The organism is Virgibacillus halotolerans, assembly GCF_016908515.1.
In the GTDB taxonomy this organism is placed as follows: domain Bacteria; phylum Bacillota; class Bacilli; order Bacillales; family Amphibacillaceae; genus Virgibacillus_M; species Virgibacillus_M halotolerans.
Genome location: NZ_JAFBEA010000006.1, coordinates 158,560 through 181,686, shown reverse-complemented (window position 1 = coordinate 181,686; position 23,127 = coordinate 158,560). Strand labels below are relative to the sequence as shown.

At 39.2% G+C, this 23,127-nt stretch carries 17 protein-coding genes and 1 riboswitch; of the genes, 1 reads left to right on the top strand and 16 read right to left on the bottom strand.

Features of this window, described 5'->3' with window-relative positions; genetic code table 11:
• Positions 1 to 17: 17 nt before the first annotated feature.
• From JOC34_RS14965 to JOC34_RS14935, 7 genes are all read right to left on the bottom strand, one after another.
• Complete coding sequence (locus tag JOC34_RS14965) at positions 18 to 1,577, bottom strand: Na+/H+ antiporter NhaC family protein (RefSeq protein WP_205137574.1); 1,560 nt, start codon at positions 1,575 to 1,577, stop codon at positions 18 to 20.
• Between the two features lie 147 nt (positions 1,578 to 1,724).
• Positions 1,725 to 1,903: riboswitch (Lysine riboswitch) on the bottom strand.
• 49 nt (positions 1,904 to 1,952) lie between these two features.
• The gene (gene yunB / locus JOC34_RS14960; RefSeq protein ID WP_205137573.1) at positions 1,953 to 2,723 is read right to left on the bottom strand and encodes a sporulation protein YunB; all 771 of its coding nucleotides are present in this window, start codon (positions 2,721 to 2,723) and stop codon (positions 1,953 to 1,955) included.
• Positions 2,724 to 2,828: 105 nt separating this feature from the next.
• On the bottom strand, positions 2,829 to 3,134 hold the full coding sequence (locus JOC34_RS14955) for a YunC family protein (RefSeq protein WP_205137572.1): 306 nt from the start codon (positions 3,132 to 3,134) through the stop codon (positions 2,829 to 2,831).
• 85 nt (positions 3,135 to 3,219) lie between these two features.
• A complete protein-coding gene (locus tag JOC34_RS14950; RefSeq protein ID WP_205137571.1) occupies positions 3,220 to 4,611 on the bottom strand; it encodes a bifunctional metallophosphatase/5'-nucleotidase in 1,392 nt (463 codons plus the stop codon).
• 12 nt (positions 4,612 to 4,623) lie between these two features.
• Positions 4,624 to 5,442, bottom strand: coding sequence for a sulfite exporter TauE/SafE family protein (locus JOC34_RS14945; protein ID WP_205137570.1), 819 nt, complete (start codon positions 5,440 to 5,442; stop codon positions 4,624 to 4,626).
• A gap of 392 nt (positions 5,443 to 5,834) precedes the next feature.
• The gene (locus JOC34_RS14940) at positions 5,835 to 7,295 is read right to left on the bottom strand and encodes a CoA-acylating methylmalonate-semialdehyde dehydrogenase (protein ID WP_205137569.1); all 1,461 of its coding nucleotides are present in this window, start codon (positions 7,293 to 7,295) and stop codon (positions 5,835 to 5,837) included.
• Between the two features lie 44 nt (positions 7,296 to 7,339).
• On the bottom strand, positions 7,340 to 8,707 hold the full coding sequence (locus JOC34_RS14935; RefSeq protein WP_205137568.1) for an aspartate aminotransferase family protein: 1,368 nt from the start codon (positions 8,705 to 8,707) through the stop codon (positions 7,340 to 7,342).
• Positions 8,708 to 8,933: 226 nt separating this feature from the next.
• Between JOC34_RS14935 and JOC34_RS14930 the strand changes: the two genes are divergently transcribed.
• Positions 8,934 to 10,574 (top strand): PucR family transcriptional regulator, encoded by a 1,641-nt coding sequence (locus JOC34_RS14930; RefSeq protein ID WP_239544455.1) that lies wholly within the window; start codon positions 8,934 to 8,936, stop codon positions 10,572 to 10,574.
• Between the two features lie 86 nt (positions 10,575 to 10,660).
• Here the strand turns inward: JOC34_RS14930 and JOC34_RS14925 are convergent, their stop codons facing one another.
• The 9 genes from JOC34_RS14925 to sufB form a co-directional block, all read right to left on the bottom strand.
• Positions 10,661 to 11,896 (bottom strand): Zn-dependent hydrolase, encoded by a 1,236-nt coding sequence (locus JOC34_RS14925; RefSeq protein WP_205137567.1) that lies wholly within the window; start codon positions 11,894 to 11,896, stop codon positions 10,661 to 10,663.
• A gap of 26 nt (positions 11,897 to 11,922) precedes the next feature.
• Entirely contained in the window at positions 11,923 to 12,153 is a 231-nt protein-coding gene (locus JOC34_RS14920; RefSeq protein WP_205137566.1) for a hypothetical protein, read from the bottom strand.
• A gap of 25 nt (positions 12,154 to 12,178) precedes the next feature.
• Positions 12,179 to 13,651 (bottom strand): NCS1 family transporter, encoded by a 1,473-nt coding sequence (locus tag JOC34_RS14915; protein ID WP_205137565.1) that lies wholly within the window; start codon positions 13,649 to 13,651, stop codon positions 12,179 to 12,181.
• A gap of 94 nt (positions 13,652 to 13,745) precedes the next feature.
• Positions 13,746 to 15,170, bottom strand: a complete 1,425-nt coding sequence (gene hydA / locus JOC34_RS14910) for a dihydropyrimidinase (protein WP_205137564.1) — start codon at positions 15,168 to 15,170, stop codon at positions 13,746 to 13,748.
• Positions 15,171 to 15,228: 58 nt separating this feature from the next.
• Positions 15,229 to 16,494 (bottom strand): NAD-dependent dihydropyrimidine dehydrogenase subunit PreA, encoded by a 1,266-nt coding sequence (gene preA / locus JOC34_RS14905; RefSeq protein ID WP_205137563.1) that lies wholly within the window; start codon positions 16,492 to 16,494, stop codon positions 15,229 to 15,231.
• Positions 16,495 to 16,530: 36 nt separating this feature from the next.
• Complete coding sequence (locus tag JOC34_RS14900) at positions 16,531 to 17,904, bottom strand: NAD(P)-dependent oxidoreductase (protein WP_205137562.1); 1,374 nt, start codon at positions 17,902 to 17,904, stop codon at positions 16,531 to 16,533.
• 483 nt (positions 17,905 to 18,387) lie between these two features.
• Complete coding sequence (gene hydA / locus JOC34_RS14895; RefSeq protein ID WP_205137561.1) at positions 18,388 to 19,815, bottom strand: dihydropyrimidinase; 1,428 nt, start codon at positions 19,813 to 19,815, stop codon at positions 18,388 to 18,390.
• 30 nt (positions 19,816 to 19,845) lie between these two features.
• Positions 19,846 to 21,108 (bottom strand): Zn-dependent hydrolase, encoded by a 1,263-nt coding sequence (locus JOC34_RS14890; RefSeq protein ID WP_205137560.1) that lies wholly within the window; start codon positions 21,106 to 21,108, stop codon positions 19,846 to 19,848.
• Between the two features lie 583 nt (positions 21,109 to 21,691).
• Positions 21,692 to 23,089, bottom strand: a complete 1,398-nt coding sequence (gene sufB, locus JOC34_RS14885) for a Fe-S cluster assembly protein SufB (protein ID WP_205137559.1) — start codon at positions 23,087 to 23,089, stop codon at positions 21,692 to 21,694.
• Positions 23,090 to 23,127 lie beyond the last annotated feature (38 nt).

Below are 23,127 nucleotides of genomic sequence, written 5' to 3'. Positions count from 1 at the left end.
AAGGAATTTTTGACAATCTAATTTTTATGAACTTCTCGCGTCATTGACAGCTTATACACAACAACAATACCAATAATAATGACTAGCGTAGCAAATAATGCCAGTAACACATGGCTGAAGAAACCTAATAACAAATAGCCAATACTTGCAGCAATGGCAGCAATAAATGCATACGGCAACTGTGTTACAACATGATCGATATGATTGGATCCTGCACCTGTTGAAGAAAGAATGGTCGTATCCGAAATCGGCGAGCAATGATCACCGAACACAGAGCCGGCTAACACAGCAGCTAAGGTTGGAAGCAGCATATTCATATCTGTAATAACCGTTACTTCGGCTGCGATTGGCAACATGATACCAAATGTTCCCCATGATGTTCCCGTGGCCAATGCCATGAAAGAGGCAATTAGGAAGAACAAAAATGGTAGCAAGGCGGCGCTAATGGATGCATTATCAACAAGCATTGCTAAATACTCTCCTGTTTTTAAATTGCTAATAATAGCACCAATCATCCATGCTAATATAAGGATGTAAATCGCCGGAAGCATTGATTTTACTCCTTCAACAACAATTTTTAGAACCCTTGCCCTGGGCGGACTTTGCGTAAGGTTAAAACATAATGATGTTAACACAGCAATTGATCCCCCAGCAAAAAGAGATAAGTTCACATCCGTATTAGCAAACATTGATAATATCGTAACGTTTCCCTCGCTCGCATTAGCTCCTGTTATCAACATTGCGCTAACAGTGGCAACAACCAATACAATGATCGGAATTAATAAATGGAATACCCTTCCCTGTTTATGCGGCTGAAATATATCTCCCAAATCACCTGGCACATGATCCTGATCCGGGTTTAATAATTCCCCTTTCTCAATCGCTCTTTTCTCATGTATCCGCATTGGACCAATATCGAATTTAAATAAAGCAACAATAAATACGAGAAGAATAGCTGCTAGTGCATATAGGTTTAACGGTATCATCTTAATAAATGCTTCTATTGGCTCAATATTAGTTATACCATTCGCAGCAAACAAACTTCCAAGAATCCCAATAATGTAGGCTCCCCAGCTTGAAATCGGAGATAACACCGTAATCGGTGCTGCACTTGAATCGATATAATAAGCTAATTTAGCACGTGAAATGTTATGGCGATCTGTTAATGGCTTGGCGATTTGTCCAACAGCCAAGCTACTAAAATAATCATCAATAAAAATAATCAGACCTAATATCGCAGTCATCACCTGTGCACCAGTGCGTGTCTTAACGTGTTGCATCATCCATTCCCCAAAGGCCCTGCTACCGCCAGAGGCTTGTAAAAATGCAGTCATAATGCCGAGCAACAACAGAAAACCGATTAAATAGATATTTCCTATATTTAAAACACCTTCAGAAATAAAAATTTCATAAAAGCTTAGGCCAATTTCCTTCACTGCTTGTACAACATTAAACTGATGGATAAATAATGCACCGATAATAATTCCTGTACCCAAAGATAATAATACTTTCCTTGTAAGTAAAACAAGTACCAGCATAATTAATGCTGGAATAATTGAATAAATTTCGCCTACCATTGATGCTACCTCCAATAATGTTGTGTTCAATGGATATGCATGAAAGCCCGTGTAAAAGAAAGCACTTTTCATTCTTGTAAAAAGGCACAAAAAAACAACGATAGAAAATAACCTATCATTGTTTTACAATATACGTTATCCTCCATCACGATCAGTAGTTCTCCATGCATATCCATTTCGCATGACAGTATGCTCCTTTTTTCAAAAGCACACCAGCAATAATAAGTGTGACCCTTATTACGCTTCGGCAAACTATCCTTTCGCCAACATTCACAGGTGTCATTCTCCTGCTGGCTACTTTTACAATTTGCACCTCTACCTCACCGATCTGATAAGGTTTTATTATTTAATTATATCTATTACTATACTAAATACTTAATCATCCTGCAAGTCCTGCTTTGGTACTGAAATGGAAGGGCCATTACCATTACCGCCATAAAATTCTGGCACCCCGCCCATAATCACCCTTGAATCCAGATATACCTGGCCAGTGACTGTCTCAACCTTTGTTACATTTGGTATAATTACTTGAACATCTGCTGATGTATAAATATACAACTTTACTAAAGAATTATTGATGCCATACTCCTCTATTTCATGCTTCACCTGTGTATCAACACTACCAATGATCTCAAAATTAATCGGGATTTTAGGTCCTAAATTGGCAAGCAGTGAACTTCCCAGTGCCTCCCCGAGTGGTATCTCTACTAGTGTTGGATCATCTACTACTAATTCATCTGTTGTGTCACCATAATCCAAATCCATTTTCGATTCCAGCTGCTCAGGAGATACGCCCTGGTTCATATATTTAAAAAACTCCTCGATCCGATCTGTTGTTACGCGATTTATTTTGTTCACTACAGATCCATTCCACCCTACGATTGTCACATCTCCACTAGTATCCATCGTCGTCATATCATCAAAATCATATGTTTCAGCATATAATACAGCCTGATTGATAGCCCTTGTAGCAAATTCCTTTCTTTTCGCATTTGCAATATCCATAAGAATTGGATCTATTTTCTGACTCACGACCCAAATACTAAGAAATACACATATGATAAACAATACGAATGTAATCAATAATATTTGTTTACGCGGAGGCGGTGTTCTTGCTTTTTTTATTCCCATTCGTCGTCTCAACATAAAAAACCTCCTTAAAAACAATTTATGCTTGTTTCAAGGGAGTTAGAATGACGAGAAAGTTTTTACCGATGAAAAAATGCCTTCCAATTCGGAAGACATTTGATTTTAAGCTATTTTCATTAAAGCATCCTTACCTATCATACCCTCTTCCCAGCCATATGCAGTGGATGCATCTGTAATTTTTTCTAATGGTGCGTGTAATAATTCATCAATCGTTCGCACCCCGGCTGCGCGGCCTGCAATGACATGCCGATCTGCAAGCGAACCCTCATTGAAAATATCCACATCTAATGCCTTGCACATAATATAGCCTATGTCATTGGATATGATTAATAAATTTGTCTTTGGTAATTCAACACGAGTTGCAGTAAAAATGATGCCCTCAATTTCCAATGGATTCATTGTAATCATTTTTAAAAACCCCTTTCATCCCACAATTATATATGTATGCATGAAGGGGCATTTTGGGCACCTATCGTTGACATTGAAATGTAGTTCAATAATCTTCGTTTCTTAATGTATCTGCCAGTAGGTCCCGGAGAAATTCTGGTAAAAAGAAATCTTTTGTTTCTGACTTTGCAACCTCCGGTAATAAACGTCCGAAAGTAAATGTGTCAGCAGTTGCAACCCTGTACGTATGACTCGGATCCAACGGTCTCCCGTGATAAGTAACATCTTTCACGTATTCGCCACTTTCATGGAAAGCTGTCTCAACCTTAATGCCTGAAAAAATCATTCTTCCTAATACTTCACCTCGAAATCCAAACCCTTTTAATTTCATTTCCATAAAGTCTTTCGTAATGGAAGCACGAATCACCTCCAGCAATTCATTGCCATTCAATGTCACGACACAGGGATTGATCGGATGGGGACAGATGCGGTGAATATCCCCGTACGTCACATCTCCTGCCGGTAATTGATCCATTAATAGTCCAGCATTCAACATCGCACAATCAGCGTTTGTCCATGCTTTGACAGTGTTTGTGAGCTGTTGCATGATTTCTGTATGTTTAAACCATTTTACTTCTATTGGCTTTTTCAAATAGACAATGGGTTTCCCAAGCAGATCGTCCGCTGTTTCCTGTAGTTCAATTAAAGTTTGCTCCGTTGGTAAATCCTTCGCAATATGGGAAATATCTGTTGCAAATGCCTCTTTATTGACCACCTTTTTCTCAACATGGTCCCAAGTTAATATCACTTCACCGACAAAATGACAGTGCTTCCCTGCCGCGGTGATGATTGTATTATTAATATGCTCTCCTGTACGTAATAAGTGGTGGGTATGTCCACCGATGATCACATCAATATCACGATATCTACGAGCAATTTCCTGGTCCTCATTAAGACCTAAATGTGACAGTAGAATAATAATATCTGTAGATTGTTTTAATTCTTCAACATACTTATCCAATGCACGAAACGTAGATGAAATGTGCCAATCAAGCAATTCATAAAAATCATTAAATGGTGCCGTTAATCCAATCACACCGATCTTTATCCCATTCATGGACGTCATCTTCACCGTTGGCTGCAACCAATCTGGTTCGATCTGATCCATACTATGCAAATTTGCACAGGAAACAAGGAAGTCAGCATCATCATATAAATGGAACAAATCATCATGTCCTAATGTGATGCCTTCATTATTTCCAATGGTTGCTACATCATAGCCAAGATCATTCATTAGTTGAACATTTGCCTTTCCCATTGTGGCTTCTGTAATCGGATGTACACGATCTGCATGGTCGCCAACATCCATCAACCAAAAAGATTCATTTCTTGCTATCCTATTTGCCTTTGCATCCTTAAAAAAGCCTGCAACACGCGGCCACTGTGCAAAATTACTATGTAAATCATTTGTATAGTAAAAATAAAGTTTTTCCTTCATTTGTCATGCTCCTTATGATAGCCCTTGAATCATCATCCTTACCCCAATAATGATCAATAATATGCGTAATATCCATTCGATTGTTTTTCCTGACAGCATTTGATTGATCATTGCACCAAACTTACCACCAAACCACGCACCAGGAATAAATGCCAACACATATTTCCAGGCAATATGCCCGAGAACAATATGCGTACTTGCCCCAACGATACTAATAAATAAAATCATAAACATCGATGTGGCTGTAGCAATATGTGCCGGAAAGCCAAATAATAGTATCATGGCAGGAACCATAATAGAACCTCCACCAATACCAAACAAGCCGGATAATGTCCCTACACCTAAGGAAAGCACAAATGCTGCCCAGGCCGAAACCGTATAACGATAAACCTTTCCTTCCAGATGAAATGTCCGCATCATTTTGTTCTTTCCTGACACCTTTTTAGCTGGTGGTTTTCGTTTGATAAAAAAGAGCATCGATATCATAATCGTTAAAAAACCAAAGTATAATAAGAAGTCATCTGATGCTATATATTGATTTAACCATGATCCTATGATTCCACCAGGGATACTACCGGATAAAAATAATAACCCTGTTTTATAATCAACTCGCCCCTTTTTATTGTAGGCGATAGTTGAAGATAATGCTGTAAATATCATCGTTATTAACGATATACCTACGATTGTTTGTGGCGTTGCCCATGCAAATGCCTCTGAATAACTACTCATAAATAATAAGCTCGGGATCAGAATAATTCCCCCGCCAAGCCCCATTAACCCGCCTATAGTGGCGGTGATAAGACCAATTAATAAACAAATTATAATAACCAAAAGTAACCCTACCATCTTTCATGTTGTCTATACTTATAGTAGCATGTATTGACAGAAAAGCACAAAAAAATCTTAACTCAACATCATTGAATACGAATTTATTACATGACAAATCACAGACATTCTGTGTACTTTATCACCGATTTTTTATGGTTTTTCTAAGATATGAAGGTGGATTAGAAAGAATTGAGCCTTAATGAAAACGAAGTATTTATCGATTGGCAATTTGTAAGCATTACTGAGTAAGTCCGGTTTGAATAATAGGCTTGTCACACAACAAATGGTGGTGCACCAATTACGGTGCGCCACCATTATATTTTACAGTTATTCCTGATTTTTCCTATAATGAAGTTGCCTCATGATAAGGTAGGTTATGTGATTCAGCAACACCCTCACACCCAGCGAGTCGTCATAACCTTCTTACGCGTATAAAATTCAATACCATCCTTTCCATTTACATGGAGATCACCATAAAACGAATCTTTCCATCCTGAAAACGGGAAGAAAGCCATTGGAGCAGGTACGCCAATATTTACGCCAAGCATTCCTGCATCTATTGTTTCACGGAAAGTACGAACACTTCCACCATCATTCGTGAAAATACATGCGCCATTTGCAAAACGTGATTTATTAGTTAATGTTACAGCATCTTCAAGGTTTTTCACCCGGCAAATAGATAAGATTGGAGCGAATATTTCATCTTGCCAAATTTTCATTTCGCTAGTCACATTATCAAAAATGGTTGGACCGACAAAATAACCTTCCCTTTGAATGCTTTCATCTTTCCGTCCGTCCCGAATAAGTGACGCACCTTCTTTTTCACCAGTTTCAATATATTGGAGTGTGCGTTCTTTTTGTTGATCTCGAATAACCGGTCCTAGAAAAACTCCCTCATCCAATCCATTTCCAATCTTAATTTCATTTGCTTTTTGCACAAGTCTTTCAATTAATTCATCCGCAATTGAATCTTCAACAGCAACAACGGAGCATGCCATACAACGTTCTCCAGCGGAACCAAAGGCAGCACTAATAATTTGAGTGGCTGCGTTCTCCAGGTTAGCATCATGAAGTACGATCGAATGGTTTTTAGCTCCAGAAAGTGCCTGAACGCGTTTCAGGTTATCCGTGCCTTTTTTATACACATACTCTGCTACCGGTTGCGAACCAACAAATGAAATAGCGCTAACTTTCTCGTGTTCCAACAGACCATTCACGACGTCATGTGCTCCATGGACGATATTAAATACACCTTGTGGCAGTCCCGCTTCTTCCAACAATTCTGCAAGGCGATTTGCTAGGAGTGGTGTACGTTCCGATGGTTTTAGGACAAATGTATTCCCTGTTACAATTGCCATTGGGAACATCCAGCATGGGACCATCATTGGAAAATTGAATGGGGTAATTCCACCGACAACTCCAATTGGGTATCGATAAACACCTGATTCCAGTCCCGAAGCGATGGATGGCAGTTGTGACCCCATTGATAAGGAAGGGGCTCCGGCCGCATATTCCACACACTCGATACCACGAAGCACTTCACCATGTGCCTCTTTAAAGCTTTTTCCGTTTTCAATGGTAATCAATTCTGCAAGCTCATTCCAATGGTCTACTAGTAATTGTTGATACTTAAACAGGATTCGCGCACGTTTTGGTATTGGAACCTCTTTCCAAGTTTGAAACGATTCAGTTGCCGCTTCTACTGCACGATCCAAATCCTCTTCTGTTGAAAGGGGTACAAGTGCGATCACTTCACCTGTAGCTGGATTGAATACCTCTGCCGTTTTATCAGACAGGGCCTCAGCCCATTCCCCACCTATATAGTTCTGAATCGATTTTAATTGTGTTTGTGTCAAATTGATAACCTCCTACTTTGTTTATTACGTTTTATTTTGTAAAATTAAGATTCATTTTCCTTAAATACTTTTTTAACGACCGAAATAATAAACTCCAAATCGTCATCCGTACTGGAAAGCGGTGGGCATAACGCCAAAATGTTGTTATAACCCGCAACGGTATCTCCATTTTTCCCAATGATCAAACCATTCGATTTACAGTCGCTAATGATTTTACCAACTCTTTGAGCCGATGCTGGCTCTTTCGTTTTTTTATCTTCGACCATTTCAATCCCCATTACAAAGCCTAAACTGCGAACATCCCCAACATTTGGATGGTCGAGCAATTTCTCAAGGGATTTTTGAAGACGATTTCCCAACATAGAAGCTCTACTGACCAAGTTTTCTCTCTCCACAATTTCAATGTTTTTTAGGGCTAATGCACAGGCTGCAGGGTTTCCTCCAAATGTATTAACGTGACGAAAATGACTGTTTTCCTCATTTTGTTCAAAACTTTTATAAATATCTTTACGAACCGCTGTGACAGATAACGGCAAGTAAGCACTTGTAAGCCCTTTGGCCATCGTAACAATGTCGGGTTTAATATCAAAATGCTGATGACCAAACATTTTACCTGTTCTTCCAAAACCGCAAATAACCTCATCAATGATTAATAACACACCATGTCGTTTACAAATTTCTTGTACTTTTTCTACATATATTGGATCAGGAATCAAAATACCCCCGCCCGTTATCAACGGTTCCATGATCACAGCGGCAATGGTTTCTTTTTGTTCCCAAATAATTTTATCTTCAAGTTCCTGAGCCCTTTGTAAATTATATTCTTTAACCGATAACCCGTTTGGCCTCCGATAATTATCAGGGGGAGAAACATGTAGAAATCCGGAGGTAAGCGGTTCGTATTTATATTTCCGTAATGCCTGCCCTGTTGCCGACAATGCTCCCATCGACCCTCCATGATAAGCTCGGTAACGTGAAATAAATTTATATCTTGAAGGTTCGCCATTTTGCTGATGATATTGACGAGCCATTTTAAAGGCCACTTCATTAGCATCGGAACCACTATTCGAATAAAAAATCATATAATCATCATCAAGCAGCTCATTTAACTTTTCAGCAAGTTCAATCCCAGGTACATGGCTTTGCGTCATCGACGCATAGGCCATCTTTTGCATTTGTTCATATGCCACTTGCGCCAGCTCCTGACGACCATAGCCGACGTTAACACACCATAATCCTGACATACCATCCAAAAATTTATCTCCATTATGATCGGTTATCCAGGATCCTTTTCCCTCAGTGATCACCATCGGACGTTTCTCATCATTGTACTGTGAAATATGATGCCATACATTTTTACGATCTTTTTCAGTAATGGATTGGGATTGCTCTACTTCCTTAGCAGTTTTCATTTTTTTCTTCTCCCTTCTTTTGGCAACACTTTATCTTTTGTTCATTATCTTCAAATTGGTAGCGCTTACTGTTTATTCCGATATTCCCCTCCCCGTGTTGTTTTTCCTGTATTGACAACCATTCAACTATACTTCATAATTTATTATACAAATAATTGGTAACATTGTAACTTCACACTTTGTTAAATCATTTTGGTATTGCATTAACATTTTGGAGGGATGCAAGTTGATCAGTAGTTTTGAATTGACGGTCAAGGAAATTCTCAAGAGAAATACTTTCCAAAACGCCAAAGTTGTAGCTGGAAATAATGGATTAAATAAACAGATTAAATGGACTCATATATTGGAAACGAATCAATTTGAATCCCTAATAAATGGAGGCGAATTGATTCTTACAACTGGTGCTGGGCTACAACTCGATTCACCTACCGAACTAACCTATGTTAACAATTTAATAAAAAGAAAGACTGTAGGTATTTGTGTTGAAATGGGCACACATGTCAACCACATTTCAAATGAAATTATTCAATTAGCAAATAAACACCATTACCCAATCATTATATTTGAAGAAATCGTAAAATTCGTTGATATCACACAGGATCTTCATTCTTTAATTATTAATCAACACCACCAAATACTCAGCCAGCTAAATGAGTTATCAACAAAATTCAATGAACTTTCTCTATTACCAAATGGCATTTTAAAAATTCTCCAGGAATTACATGCTTGTTTTAAGCAAAGTACCTTATTTATTACAGATGATGTACGATCCTATTACTATCCACCTGAAATTAAATACATAGAGAAGCAGATTCGTTTCTACTTTTCTGGCTCTGATATATATCATGTACATGAAAGTATTATTTCACTTCATGAAGGAAATTTCGCGTTGGTTCCGGTAAAGGGGCTGGGGCAAACATGGGGACATTTATGTTTACAAGTAGAAGTAGAAGATAACATATTGAATGAGTTTCTTTTTTCTGTAATGGACCGTGCAGCATTAGCTATTGCACAAATCATGTTAAGGAACAGAACCATTGAAGAACGAAAACAGAATATCGAGGATAAACTCGTACGAAATTTATTACAAGGGAAGGAGTATGATTCAGATGAACTTCAATCCATTTTACCCTTCTCAGCTAAAAGTTTATACTATAGACTGATCCTTATTCAATTGAATCATACAGAAACAAACCCGGAAGAGGATTGGAACGAAATAAAATTACAACAATCAATGATGTTTCGATCATTATTTAAACACCATGGATACTTTCCTGCCATATCGATTAGCAAAAATGATATTGCTATCATTTCATTTTTTCGACAGAAAGATAGCCTCGTAACAGATACATCAAAGTTTTCCCAAATCGTACAATCAATAATAGAAATTCGCGAGAAAAACATGTTTGATGGAAGTGGATGTATTTTTGGCATCAGTAAGGTGAATAAAAACATATGTGACCTAACAACAAGTTATCAAGAAGCTAAAAAAATTCTTTTTTTACAAGGTTCTAATATATCTTCATCCATTTTTTATGAATATATCGGCGTGTATCGACTCCTTCTTTTACAACACAATGCCGGACAGTTAGATTTATATATTCACGATTATTTAGGTCCCGTGTTAAACTATGATCTGGAAATGAAGAGTGAACTTTTTAAAACTTTGGAAGTATATTTGGACTGCCAAGGTTCTAAAAAAGAAGCCGCTGAACAATTATTTATTGTTCGTCAGACACTTTATCATCGACTCAGAAAAATAGAAGAACTACTTGGAAAGGACTTTATGAAATCTAATAATCGCTTGGCCTTAGAAATAGCTATTAAGGCTTACTATATATCAAAAGCTGCTCCATCGTATTTGTGATGGTGACTCTCTATGACAATGTGTGGAAAGAAACCCAAGACCTTTTTACGAGTCCATGATTTCTTTCAACCATTATCATAAAATCACTACTTTGTTGTTAAATCCAGAACGGTCTGCAAGATAACATTAACCCCGTTTTCACAGTCTTCCCAGAATGTCAGTTCATCTTCAGCATGGCTTTTACCATTGACACTTGGAACAAAGATCATCGCGGTTGGAGTATATGTGGAAATAAACTGTGAATCATGTCCAGCACCGCTGACCATACGTTTATAAGAATATCCGATAGTTTTCGTGGTTTGTTCCAGTAAGTTGACTATTTTCTTATCAAACCATACCGTGTTTCGATCCCATTGTTTGGTTGTTTTCACCTCACATTTTTCTTTGTCAGAGGATTCCGTGAGCCCCTCAATAATTTCCTCTACTTGCCTAATGGTTTTGGTGTCCTGATGTCTTGCCTCGAGAGTAAACACAACCTTATTAGGAATGACGGTATGAATGTTTGGACTTACATTCATTCTGCCAATGGTATAAACTAATTTATCATCCAGTTTATTCATTTTCTCCCGTATTTCGGTAATTAAATTATTCGTAGCAAACAAAGCATCTTTTCGCATTGGCATTGGTGTTGTACCCGCATGGTCAGATTCACCGCTAACCTCGATTTCATAATTGACCATGCCAACTACACCTTCAACGACACCAATTTGCAGTGATTCACTTTCTAATATTGGCCCCTGTTCAATGTGTAACTCTAAAAAGGCAGCTGCATCTGTTAACCGATTTTCTTCTTTTCCTTCAAAGCCACTATTTTTAAGTGCTTCTCCAAAGGTAAGCCCATCTGTATCGGTTGACTGCAGCATGGTTGCTTTATCAAAGCGCCCGGAAAGCACACCTGATGACATCATTGCGGGTTCAAATCGCGCACCCTCTTCGTTTGTAATATTAGCAACAACGATAGGGACCTGCGGCTTGATACCATTTTCAACCAACGTTCGGACTACTTCTAACCCGGTCAATACACCAAGCACACCGTCAAAACGTCCACCTTTTTTCACGGAATCCAAATGCGATCCTACAACCACTGGAGGCTGATCATTATTAATTCCCGCTAGTGTTGCATACATATTGGCCATATCATCAGACACAACCGTCATCCCTAGATGTTCACACTCGGATTGAAAATGCTTCCTGACTTTAAGATCTACATCAGACAATGCTAAGCGGGTGACCCCATTATTTTCTGTTCTGCCAAAATCAGCGAACTCCTCCAATGTATCCTTCAAACGTACAGCGTTAATAAGAATCTTTTGTTTCTCCATATTTATTCGCCTCCAACTCATTCTCTCTATTTGACCTCTTCCTCCTTTTGACGCTGTTTGATGTACAACGTGGCAAAATATTTCCTGCTGTCCGGATTTGTGAACAGAATGGTTTCTTTACCTGGTTTCAGCGTTTTATGTTCGAATTCCACAACATCCCCATCAAGCGTACCTTGCACACTAGTAATGGTATAGCCTCTTTTAAATAAATTATCAATCTTCAATTTCTCTTCCAAAAAAGCTTCATAATGTGACATTGATATGCCCCCCTTAAAATTCAATTTAACCCACTACATCTTCTTGACCGTCCCCTTGTTCCTCGTCAATGACCCAATCACGTCCAACAGTAATTCCCAGATACTTATCGTCACTGGGATCTTCTATTTCGGCTTGTGGGAATTTTTTGAAATACCAATACTTGGCCAAGAAGTAGTAAATGGCTCCCGCTATCACAAAGCCTACGATAAATGAATAATCCATGATCAGAATGGCTACAGCACCACCAACCACCCAGGCAATAAATCCGACAATGTTTACGCCCCCATGAAACTTGAATTGTCCATCGTTTCGGTAGAGTTCCTGTACATTTACCCTTCGTTTTCGCAGCAAATAATAGTCTACGACTAAAATCCCGCTTATCGCCGACAACACTGCCCCAAAGAATAACAGCGCAGTCGTCAATATTTCGTATACACTCCATGGCTGAATAATCGTCCCAACTATACCTACAACAAATACCGCAATCACATTTGATACTTTAGGCCCCAGCACGTTTGAAAAAATAGCAGCAGCAGGTATAATATTGGCAGCAGTGTTCGTGGACCACTGTGTCAACACAATCATGAGAAGCAGCATAGCCAGCATCCAGCCTGAAGCCGTCTCCTGCAGGGCAATAACCGGATTTGAAGTGCCTGCCACCATAAGGGCCGACGCACCAATCATAATCATAAATGTTTCCGTCAATGGCATAGCGATCAGACTGCCAATTAAATTCGTCCTGTTTCGTTTAAACCAATTTCTTTCAAATTTGGGTGCTTTAAAAAACCGTGATATAGTAGGTATATCACACCCTAATGTTGCCCAGAACCCCATATTGGCAAAAATGACGATCATAAAAGCTGTAACGGCAGCGCCTCCCGTAATTGGACTTTCTGCCCAAGCCCAAACATCCTTCCCTTGTTCAATTGCAGCTGTTGTCAAGGTTTGATAAATGATTAAAGATAGAACAATAATGATGGGAGCAGCAAAGTCAGCAAATCGCTCCACCCATTTAATACCAGAAGCAGTATTGATTAGTTGCACAAGGGCAAATACAACATAACATAACACCCAGTTATCAAATCCCGAATTGATAGTATGGATGATGGAATTGATGGCAGTTGAACCGAAATACGTATTTAGCCCAAACCAAAATGATGCCGTAACGGCTCGTGCTACAGAGGGTATATGTGTACCAACTATGCCGAATGGAGCCCTCATATAGACTGGAAAAGACAAGCCATGTTCAACCCCGATATCTCCAACGATAGAAACAATAGTGCCAATTGCGATACATCCTATTATCGTTGCCAGTATTACCCAAGGTAAGGAAATACCCTGTACTCCGGAAGCGCCAATATCAAAGGTTGCTAAAAGTATGGCCATCCCAACCCACATTGCAAAAAATCCCATGATTCCTATCTTCCGCTCATTGTGACCAATTGGAAGTAAATCCGGTGACTTTAGGTAAGCATTGTTTTTATTAGTCTTTCCCATTGTCCCTCTCCATCCTCTTTTAAATAAATTAAGGAGTTTTACTAAGCTGCTTGACTTTTTATAAATCAAACAGCTTAGTCCTTTAAACATGAAATTAATGAACCAAATCATCCTCTTTTTCATTTTCTTGAAGTGAGTTATGATTAAATTTATTACACTTTAGATATTTACCATTTCCAGGTTTTCCAACAAATTGTTTATCTTTGATCACATAATCCCCACGCGAAAGTACTGTGACAGGTTCACCTATTATTCTCATCCCCTCAAGCGCGCTGTAATCTACATTCATATGATGAGTGTCAACCGAGATCGTACGTTCAGCATTTGGATCAAATAGAACGATATCAGCATCACTACCTGGTGCAATCGTTCCTTTTTGCGGGAATAATCCAAACAGCTTAGCGGCTTGTGTAGAAGTGAGATCGATAAATTTATTTAAAGAAATCCGGCCTTTCTTTACCCCTTCTGAGAATAAAACACTAAACCGGTCTTCAACAAAAGGTCCTCCATTTGGAATCTTTGAAAAGTCATCTTTTCCAAGTTCTTTTTGACCTTTAAAATTAAAAGAACAATGGTCTGAACCAATAGTCTGTAATTGTCCACTCTTCAGTGCATTCCATAGAATCTCCTGGTTTGAACTATGTCTTAATGGCGGAGACCATACAAATTTGGCTCCTTCAAAGCCTGGTCTTTCCAAGTAGGTTTGGTCAAGCACAAGGTATTGCGGACATGTTTCCCCATAAACACGAAATCCCTTATTGCGTGCTTCAGCAATTTGTTCAACCGCTTCTTGACAAGTTACGTGAACCACATATAGCTGAGAATCGGCCAGGGCAGTAAGCTTGGCAGCACGTCCTGTTGCTTCCCCTTCTAGCTCAGGTGGGCGTGTTAGTGCATGGTAGATTGGATCTGTATTTCCTTCTTCTAACGCTTTATTTGTTAAATAGTTAATAACGTCCCCATTCTCTGCATGTACCATTACCAGACCACCATGTTCTCTTGCAGTAACCAATGTCTGAAACAAAGTTTCATCATCTGCTTGCAATACATCTTTATAAGCCATAAATACTTTAAAGGAAGTAACTCCTTCCTCCTCAATAACCCGGGGCATTTCTCTTAATACATCTTCGTTTGCTTCCACAATTTGCAGATGAAATCCATAATCAATAACGGCTTTATCTGCTGACTTAGCATGCCATTTTTCAAGCGCACTTTTCAGTGACTTTCCTTTCTCAGTTAAACAAAAATCAATGAATGTTGTGGTTCCACCATGTGCCGCGGCTATAGAACCAGTTTCAAAGTCATCCGTTGTTACAGTGCCCCCGAATGGCATATCCATATGCGTATGCGGATCAATTCCTCCAGGCATGACATAATAGCCTGACGCATCAATCACCTCTGCATATATATCACTTATGTTTTGACCAATTGATTGTACCTTTTCATCTTCAATCAAAACATCTGCCGTATATATATCTGTAGCGGTTACGATGGTTCCATTTTTAATAATCTTTTTCATGAATGAATTCTCCTTATTTAAGTAAGTAGACGAATATTAGATAGCATCCTTTTGCCCATTAATTATTTAGCATTTGAAGTGCGGATTGACGATTATTCCATGACATTGGTGGTTCTGTTGGTGTAAGATCCACCATGTCAATTGCCCCGTCGACCGGACAAACAATTGAGCAAAGATTGCATCCAACACATTCATCTTCTCTGACTTCTAAATAACCATCACCTTTTTTATCTGTGAGCATGTCGATACACTGATGTGCAGTATCTTCACAAGCAATGTGACACTTATTGCAATTAATACAAATATCATTATTAATGCGGGCAACTTTCTTATGATTTAAATCCAAATGGCTCCAGTCGGTATATTTTGCTACTGAGGCACCGATGATCTCACTGATAGAGGCAATTCCCTTATCATCCAAATAATTTTCCAGTCCTTCTACTAGATCATCGATAATACTAAATCCGTGGTGCATCGCGGCAGTACAAATCTGCACGCCCCCAGATCCCATCAACATAAATTCAACGGTGTCCTGCCAAGTCGAAATGCCCCCTATTCCAGAGATCGGAATATTAATATCCTGTTGTCGCGCACATTCTCCTATCATATTCAAGGCAATCGGTTTAACTGCAGGTCCGCAATAACCGCCATGTGCCCCCATGCCATTCACATTTGGGATCGTATTCCATGTATCTATATCCACACCCATTAAGCTATTTATTGTATTTATCATACTAATTGCATCGGCCCCACCCCGTTCTGCCGCTCTTGCAGTTGTGGTAATATCTGTAATATTCGGTGTTAACTTTGTAATCACTGGTACCTCAGCAGCTTCTTTCGCGTACAAGGTTGTTTTCTCCACTAAATCCGGATGCTGACCAACTGCTGCCCCCATACCCCTTTCCGACATTCCATGCGGACAACCTAGATTCAATTCAAAGCCATCTACGCCTACATCTTGAACGCGCTTCACAATTTCATGCCATTTTTCCCGCTTTGGTTCCACCATCAATGATGCAATGATTGCCCGATCGGGAAAGCGTTTTTTTGTTTCATAAATTTCTTTTAAATTTTCCTCAATCGATCGATCAGATATTAATTCAATATTATTAAAACCAGCTACTCGCTGCCCATTAAAACTATGAGCACCGAAGCGCGAAGTCACGTTCAAAACTGGCTCCCCAAGTGTTTTCCATACCGCTCCGCCCCATCCGGCCTCGAATGCGCGTTGCACCTGATATCCTGTATTTGTCGGAGGTGCAGATGCAAGCCAGTAAGGATTAGGAGACTTAATCCCGGCAAAATTAATACTTATATCAGCCATATTCATCCTCCCAAATTCAATTGTCTATTTTATGTTCTAAACACACTCTGTTCTGGATTCCACTAATTGCTGATGTATGGCGTATGCCGTCTCTTTTCCTTGCTGCGCAGCCGAAACAACCATTGCCTCACCAATTCCCTTTCCAAAGATTGCGTCGCCCGCAGCATAAACTTTTGGATTGGAAGTAAGGTATGTTTCTGGATCTACTTTCACCACGCCGCCGTTATGTTCCAAACCAAATGCATCAATGATGTGCGTGTGCCGTGTCTGACCAATCGCTTTAACCACAATATCAACATCAATTAAAAACTCGGATCCTTGGATTTCTACTGGCCGTCGGCGTCCATCACTTCCAGTCTCCTGCAATTCCATCTGGACACACTCCATCTGCTTTAAATAGCCTTTATTGTCACCAATAAGACGCTTAGGCGCAGTCAACCATCTGAATTCAACTCCTTCTTGTTTGGCAAACTCATATTCAAATTCATAGGCTGTCATTTCCGCTTCCGTTCGACGGTATAGAATCTGGACATTATCTGCTCCGAGTCTTACCGAGGTAGTAGCACCATCTATTGCTGTATTTCCAGCCCCAATTACAGCTACTCGCTTTCCGGCAAATTCAGCTGAGTAGTTTTTATTCTTCGTCTCTTCGACAAGCTCGATCGCATCACAGATACCTGCTAAGTCCTCTCCTTCTATACCAAGCTTCGGCACTTTTGACATACCCACAGCTAGCATAACGGCGTCATAGTTAAGGACAAGGTCATCTGTAAAAATATCTTTACCGACTTCAACATTCGTTCGAATTTCAACACCCACATTTTCTACTTGTTCTACTTCCCATAGAGAAATATCTTTTGGAAGTCGAAACGGAACAATGCCATGTGTGTCCAATCCCCCCGCTTCTTTTTTCCCTTCAAAAACGGTCACCTCATAACCCATTCTTCCAAGCTCACGCGCAGCAGACAACCCTGCTGGGCCACTACCTACAATAGCAATGTTTTTCCCGTTTTTCTCTCCCTTTTTAAACAAGACCTGTTCATTTTTGATAGCCCAGTCTGTTGCAAAACGTTGCAAGTCTCCAATCATGATAGGTTTTGTGGAATCATTTAGTACACAGGCCCCTTCACACAATTCTTCTGTCGGACACACCCGGGCGCAGCTTGCACCAACAGGATTGGCTTCCATAATGGTCTTCGCTGAACCTTTTAAGTTACCTGATGCAATTTTTTTGATAAAACTAGGGATATTAATCCCGGTTGGACAGGCTGTAATGCAAGGCGCATCATAACAATAAAGACACCGATTCGCTTCATCTAATGCCTCCTGTGCATTATAACTGGGCTTGGATTCCTTAAAGTTATCTGCCAGATCTTCAGTTGACATCAAATTTTGCAGTAAATTTTCCATTGATAGACCTCCTTTTCAGGTTTCGTGAGTTAAAACTAGAAAATTTATCAAACTGCCTTCTACATCCTTTACGCTTTGATTCCAATAGTAAGCATATGATCTTCTACGGGCCTTAACTTGGAAAATCACCTCCTAAAAGTAATCCGATCGAATTTCTACTTAGGTGAACCAAAAGCGGTTCTCACCTCATAAGAACTATTATAAATTTTCCGAACATATTACGCATTAGACATAATGTTAAATTATGATTGCGCTTACATATACAACTTGTTCAAATTTGTTAAAAGCAGATTTAAATCCTTTTTATTTTGTAAACCACTGAACATAGCCTAGAGTCCCATAAATAAACAAAGGATTGCCTTTTTATGGGACTCTATATTTAATATGTTTTATCAGGTTAATTTTGATATGATAATTGTATAAGTATAAATATTAGCTAAACGATAAATATTACTATAAAGTTTACATCATTTTGAGATAAACTTAAATTCTCGAATTATCCAATTTCTTCGTTGGCTTTGTTTCATTAAAACATAGGCCATAAGGTTTTCCGGGAATAAAATTTCCATCTCCTTTCTCACCAATAAATTCACCATCGTCAACTACAAGTTTGCCGCGAAGGAATACTTTATCCACTTTTCCTTCCTGTTTGTACCCTTCAAATGTATTATAATCCACACCGTGCAAACTATTTTCATTTGAAATAATGGACGATCCATTAGGGTCATATAATACAATATCCGCATCCATGCCAACACCAATATGTCCCTTGCAATGATCTATTCCCATGTTTTTTGCTGGAGTCGTTGCGAATAAATCGACAAATCGCTGCCTAGAAATCTTTCCGGCGTTCACACCATACGTCCATAGAATAGCCAAGCGGTTTTCTACTCCTGGTGCTCCATTTGGTATATTAGTAAAATCATCGACGCCCATATGTTTTTGTGATTCCCAATCAAATCCGCAATGATCTGTACTGATGGCGTTTAGCCAGCCATTATCAACCGCTTCCCATAATGCTTCCTGGTCGGCTTTAGTCCGTAATGCTGGTGACATTACATATTTAGCCCCTTCGAAATTTGGTTTAGCTAAATCATCTTCATCAAGCATCAGATATTGGACACAAGTTTCTCCATAAACTGGCAACCCTTCATTTTTGGCAGTTCGAATGGCTTCCATCACATTTTTAGCTGTGACATGGACAATGTACACAGGAGCCTCTACCATAGCTGCCAGATTGATCACACGTTGCGTTGCCTCTAGTTCTACCCTTGCTGGTCTAGATACTGCATGGTAAGACGGATCTGTCTTACCCTCAGATACCAGTTTTCTTTGAAGATGGTCAATCACATCTGCATTCTCACAATGAACCATCACTGTGACGCCGGCTTCCTTTGCAGCTTTTAATGCTTTGTAAAGGGCTTCATCATCACTATGAAATGGCATTCCTTTATAAGCCATAAACAATTTAACAGTGGAAATACCCCTCCGAGGCAAATCCGCAATTTCCTCAAAAGTTTTATCCACTGGATCACATACAACAGCATGATATGAATAGTCAGCCATGGCCTTATGAGACACTTCATTTTTATCCATATCAAAAATGGTATCTGCCATTCCCTTGCCCTGTTCCTGATTCACAAATTCAACAACAGTAGTAGTTCCACCGGCAACTGCTGCATTGGAGGTTTCAAACCCTCTTACCCGTTCTCCTTTAAATTCAAAGGAATAATGAACGTGTTGATCGACCCCGCCTGGAAGCACATATTTCCCTTTCGCATCAACGATCTCCTCAGCAGTCGTGTCTAACTGTGCCCCGACAGCAATTATTTTTTCTCCCTCAACCAATACATCTCCAACAAATTCATCGATAGCGGTTACAATCGTTCCGTTTTTAATTAATGTACGCATGTATATCCTCCTCCGAATATTTGTGAATGCTTAACTTGATGTCCGATTTGTTTTCTTTCTCTTTACAGCTAATTTTATTACTGTCTGAAGTAATAAATCACCTCCCGATTTGATATCTTTCTCCCTTGTATATTCTTCAGGGCAGTGACTTTTTCCTCCCATACTTGGAATAAAAATCATTCCCACATCGGTTACGTCCGTCATCATCGCCGCATCGTGAACAGCACCACTGTTCATTTTCAAATAGTTATAGCCATATTCGCTTGCTGTTTCTTCAATCGCCTGAACGATTCTGGATGAAAGTTTGACAGGGTCAGATGCACCAATCAATTCAATCTTACATTGAAGTTTATCTTCAGCAGCCACGGCGTTTAACTTTTCAATCAGCCTATCGACAACGAGGTCGATTCCCTTTGTCTCAACATCCCTCACATCCACAAAGAACACCACACGCTGTGGGATGACATTCGGCATATTTGGCTCACAAATTATTTTACCAACAGTGGCAACCGTTGTTGGTAAGGCAACAGTTTTTGCTATTCTCTGGATATAGGAGATGATGTTTCCAGCTCCTGATAATGGATCCTGTCTTAAATCCATTGGTGTTGTCCCTGCATGATTGGAGTCGCCCTCCAAGGTAACTTTAAATGTTTTCATTCCTGCAATTGCTTGTACAATACCAACCGATTTGTTCAGCGTCTCAAGTACTGCCCCTTGCTCAATATGGAGCTCAATCATCGCATTGACTTCCTCTTCTTCAAGAACATCCTTTTCAGCAGACTCAATATCAAGCCCAAATCTTTTTGCAACATCATAAGCAGAATCACCCTCCCCATTTCTGATAGATTGGAGATCCGCTATTCCATACTTTCCAGTCAGTACCTTGCTTCCAAGCATCGTAATACCGAAATTGGAGCCCTCCTCTTCGGCAAAAATAATCAATTCAACCGAGCGGCTTAGTGTTACCTGTTCTTCTTTTAACACCCTAATAATCTCTAAAGCTACCAAAACACCAGTCAACCCACCATATTTCCCACCATTCTCCACGGTATCGATGTGGGAGCCGATCATGATGGAGGGTTTATCAATTTCCTCACCGTAGATTGCTCTAATATTTCCAATAGCGTCTACTTTTATGGAAAGACCAAGTCCCTGCATTTGTAATAAAAGATAATCCCTTACTTGTCTATCTTCATTACTATAAGAAAACCGTGTACAACCATGGTTTGGTGTTTTTGTAAAACTGACAATTGCCGAAAAGTCGTTTCTCATTCGGTCCAGATTGATTTCCAAATTGGTAGACCCCCTTGTTAATATCGACATCACTAAATAACATTACCGTAAGTCTAATTTACGAATAATTACAATCTGGCTGTTCCAATACATCTGTATCACTTTCAATTACGAAACTTTTATTTTCCCCTGATTACTATTATATTGACGGGCTAACGAAGTATGTCCCCTCCGTAATGGTGAAGCATCCTTAACGGCACGATCTGATCTATTATTTCATTACCTTCATTCTTCCTCCAACCTAAGTAATATACTAAGTTTTATTTATCATTTTAATTGAAGAATACTTGTAATTCTTTAGACAAAACGTTAAATATTAAAACGCTTACATGTTACGCAATGACAAGAAAAAATATTAAGTAGGAAGTATTTAGCCAAATACTTATGAAGATAGACAATTTAGCGACTTGAGCTCGCTTTAGGGAAACTATAGGACTGGAATTAGGATCGTTTGAGGCTATTGTACTTGGGGTTAAGCGCTAAATACAATTGATACAGAGAGTAAAGTAGTTTGTTTTGAAGACGTTAGTTGATATAATAAAACCCTCGCCACAAACGTTGTTGTGGCGAGGGTTTAAAGAGTTTAACCAATAGAGCCTTCCATTTCCATTTTAATAAGTCTATTCATCTCAACGGCATATTCCATTGGCAGTTCTTTTGTAAATGGTTCGATAAAGCCCATTACAATCATATCTGTTGCTTCTTGTTCACCAAGTCCTCTACTCATCAGGTAGAATAATTGTTCTTCGGAAACTTTCGATACTTTTGCTTCATGCTCCAATGAAATATTGTCATTATAAATTTCATTGTACGGAATTGTATCTGATGTGGATTGATTATCCATGATTAACGTATCACATTCGATATTGGAACGTGCGCCATCTGCTTTACGGCCAAATTCAACAATACCACGGTAAGATACTTTACCACCTTTTTTCGAAACAGATTTCGACACAATCGATGATGATGTGTTTGGTGCAAGGTGATGCATTTTCGCGCCTGCATCCTGGTGCTGACCTGCTCCAGCAATCGCAATCGAGATCGTATTACCACGTGAACCTTCACCTCTTAATAGAACAGAAGGATATTTCATGGTAAGTTTAGAGCCCATATTCCCGTCGATCCATTCCATCGTAGCATTTGCATCACAAATCGCCCGTTTTGTAACCAAGTTATACACGTTATTAGCCCAGTTTTGAATCGTCGTATAACGGCAATATGCGTCTTTTTTAACAAAGATTTCAACAACCGCACTATGCAAAGAGTTTGTTGTAAATACGGGTGCGGTACAACCTTCTACATAATGTACGGAAGCACCTTCATCAACAATAATTAGTGTTCTTTCAAACTGTCCCATGTTTTCCGAGTTGATACGGAAATACGCCTGTAACGGTGCTGTAGTATGAATGCCTTTTGGTATATAAATGAATGAACCACCAGACCATACAGCAGTGTTTAATGCAGAGAACTTATTATCTGCCGCTGGAATAACTTTACCAAAGTATTCCCTGAAAAGTTCTTCATGATCTCTCAGTGCTGAATCTGTATCACTAAAAATAATTCCTTGTTTTTCCAAATCCTTTTCAAGGCTTTGGTATACAACCTCTGATTCATATTGTGCAGAAACACCAGATAGATACTTTTGTTCTGCTTCCGGGATACCTAACTTATCAAATGTTTCCTTAATCTCAGCAGGTACCTCATCCCATGTTCTACCTTGTTTCTCTGAAGGCTTCACATAATAAACGATTTCATCAAAATCAAGTTCCGACAAATCGCCGCCCCATTGTGGCATTGGCATGCTGTAAAATATTTCTAATGCTTTTAGACGTTTTTCAAGCATCCATTCCGGTTCATCTTTCATCCGTGAAATTTCCTCAACAACTTTTTTTGTCAAGCCTCTTTCTGTACGGAAAACAGAAACGTCTTTATCGTGGAAACCATATTCATAGCCTTCCATTTCAGGTATTTCTTTTGCCATGATTAAAAACCTCCTATTAGATATTCGTACATGCTTAT

Excerpts from the sequence above, each read along its gene's own strand:
- preA (WP_205137563.1), bottom strand. The coding sequence starts at position 16,494 with ATGGCTGATATAAGTATTAATTTTGCCGGGATTAAGTCTCCTAATCCT.
- JOC34_RS14935 (WP_205137568.1), bottom strand. The coding sequence starts at position 8,707 with ATGAAAACTGCTAAGGAAGTAGAGCAATCCCAATCCATTACTGAAAAA.
- JOC34_RS14965 (WP_205137574.1), bottom strand. The coding sequence starts at position 1,577 with ATGGTAGGCGAAATTTATTCAATTATTCCAGCATTAATTATGCTGGTA.
- JOC34_RS14925 (WP_205137567.1), bottom strand. The coding sequence starts at position 11,896 with ATGGAGAAACAAAAGATTCTTATTAACGCTGTACGTTTGAAGGATACA.
- yunB (WP_205137573.1), bottom strand. The coding sequence starts at position 2,723 with ATGTTGAGACGACGAATGGGAATAAAAAAAGCAAGAACACCGCCTCCG.
- hydA (WP_205137564.1), bottom strand. The coding sequence starts at position 15,170 with ATGAAAAAGATTATTAAAAATGGAACCATCGTAACCGCTACAGATATA.
- JOC34_RS14915 (WP_205137565.1), bottom strand. The coding sequence starts at position 13,651 with ATGGGAAAGACTAATAAAAACAATGCTTACCTAAAGTCACCGGATTTA.
- hydA (WP_205137561.1), bottom strand. The coding sequence starts at position 19,815 with ATGCGTACATTAATTAAAAACGGAACGATTGTAACCGCTATCGATGAA.
- sufB (WP_205137559.1), bottom strand. The coding sequence starts at position 23,089 with ATGGCAAAAGAAATACCTGAAATGGAAGGCTATGAATATGGTTTCCAC.
- JOC34_RS14900 (WP_205137562.1), bottom strand. The coding sequence starts at position 17,904 with ATGGAAAATTTACTGCAAAATTTGATGTCAACTGAAGATCTGGCAGAT.
- JOC34_RS14950 (WP_205137571.1), bottom strand. The coding sequence starts at position 4,611 with ATGAAGGAAAAACTTTATTTTTACTATACAAATGATTTACATAGTAAT.
- JOC34_RS14955 (WP_205137572.1), bottom strand. The coding sequence starts at position 3,134 with ATGATTACAATGAATCCATTGGAAATTGAGGGCATCATTTTTACTGCA.
- JOC34_RS14920 (WP_205137566.1), bottom strand. The coding sequence starts at position 12,153 with ATGTCACATTATGAAGCTTTTTTGGAAGAGAAATTGAAGATTGATAAT.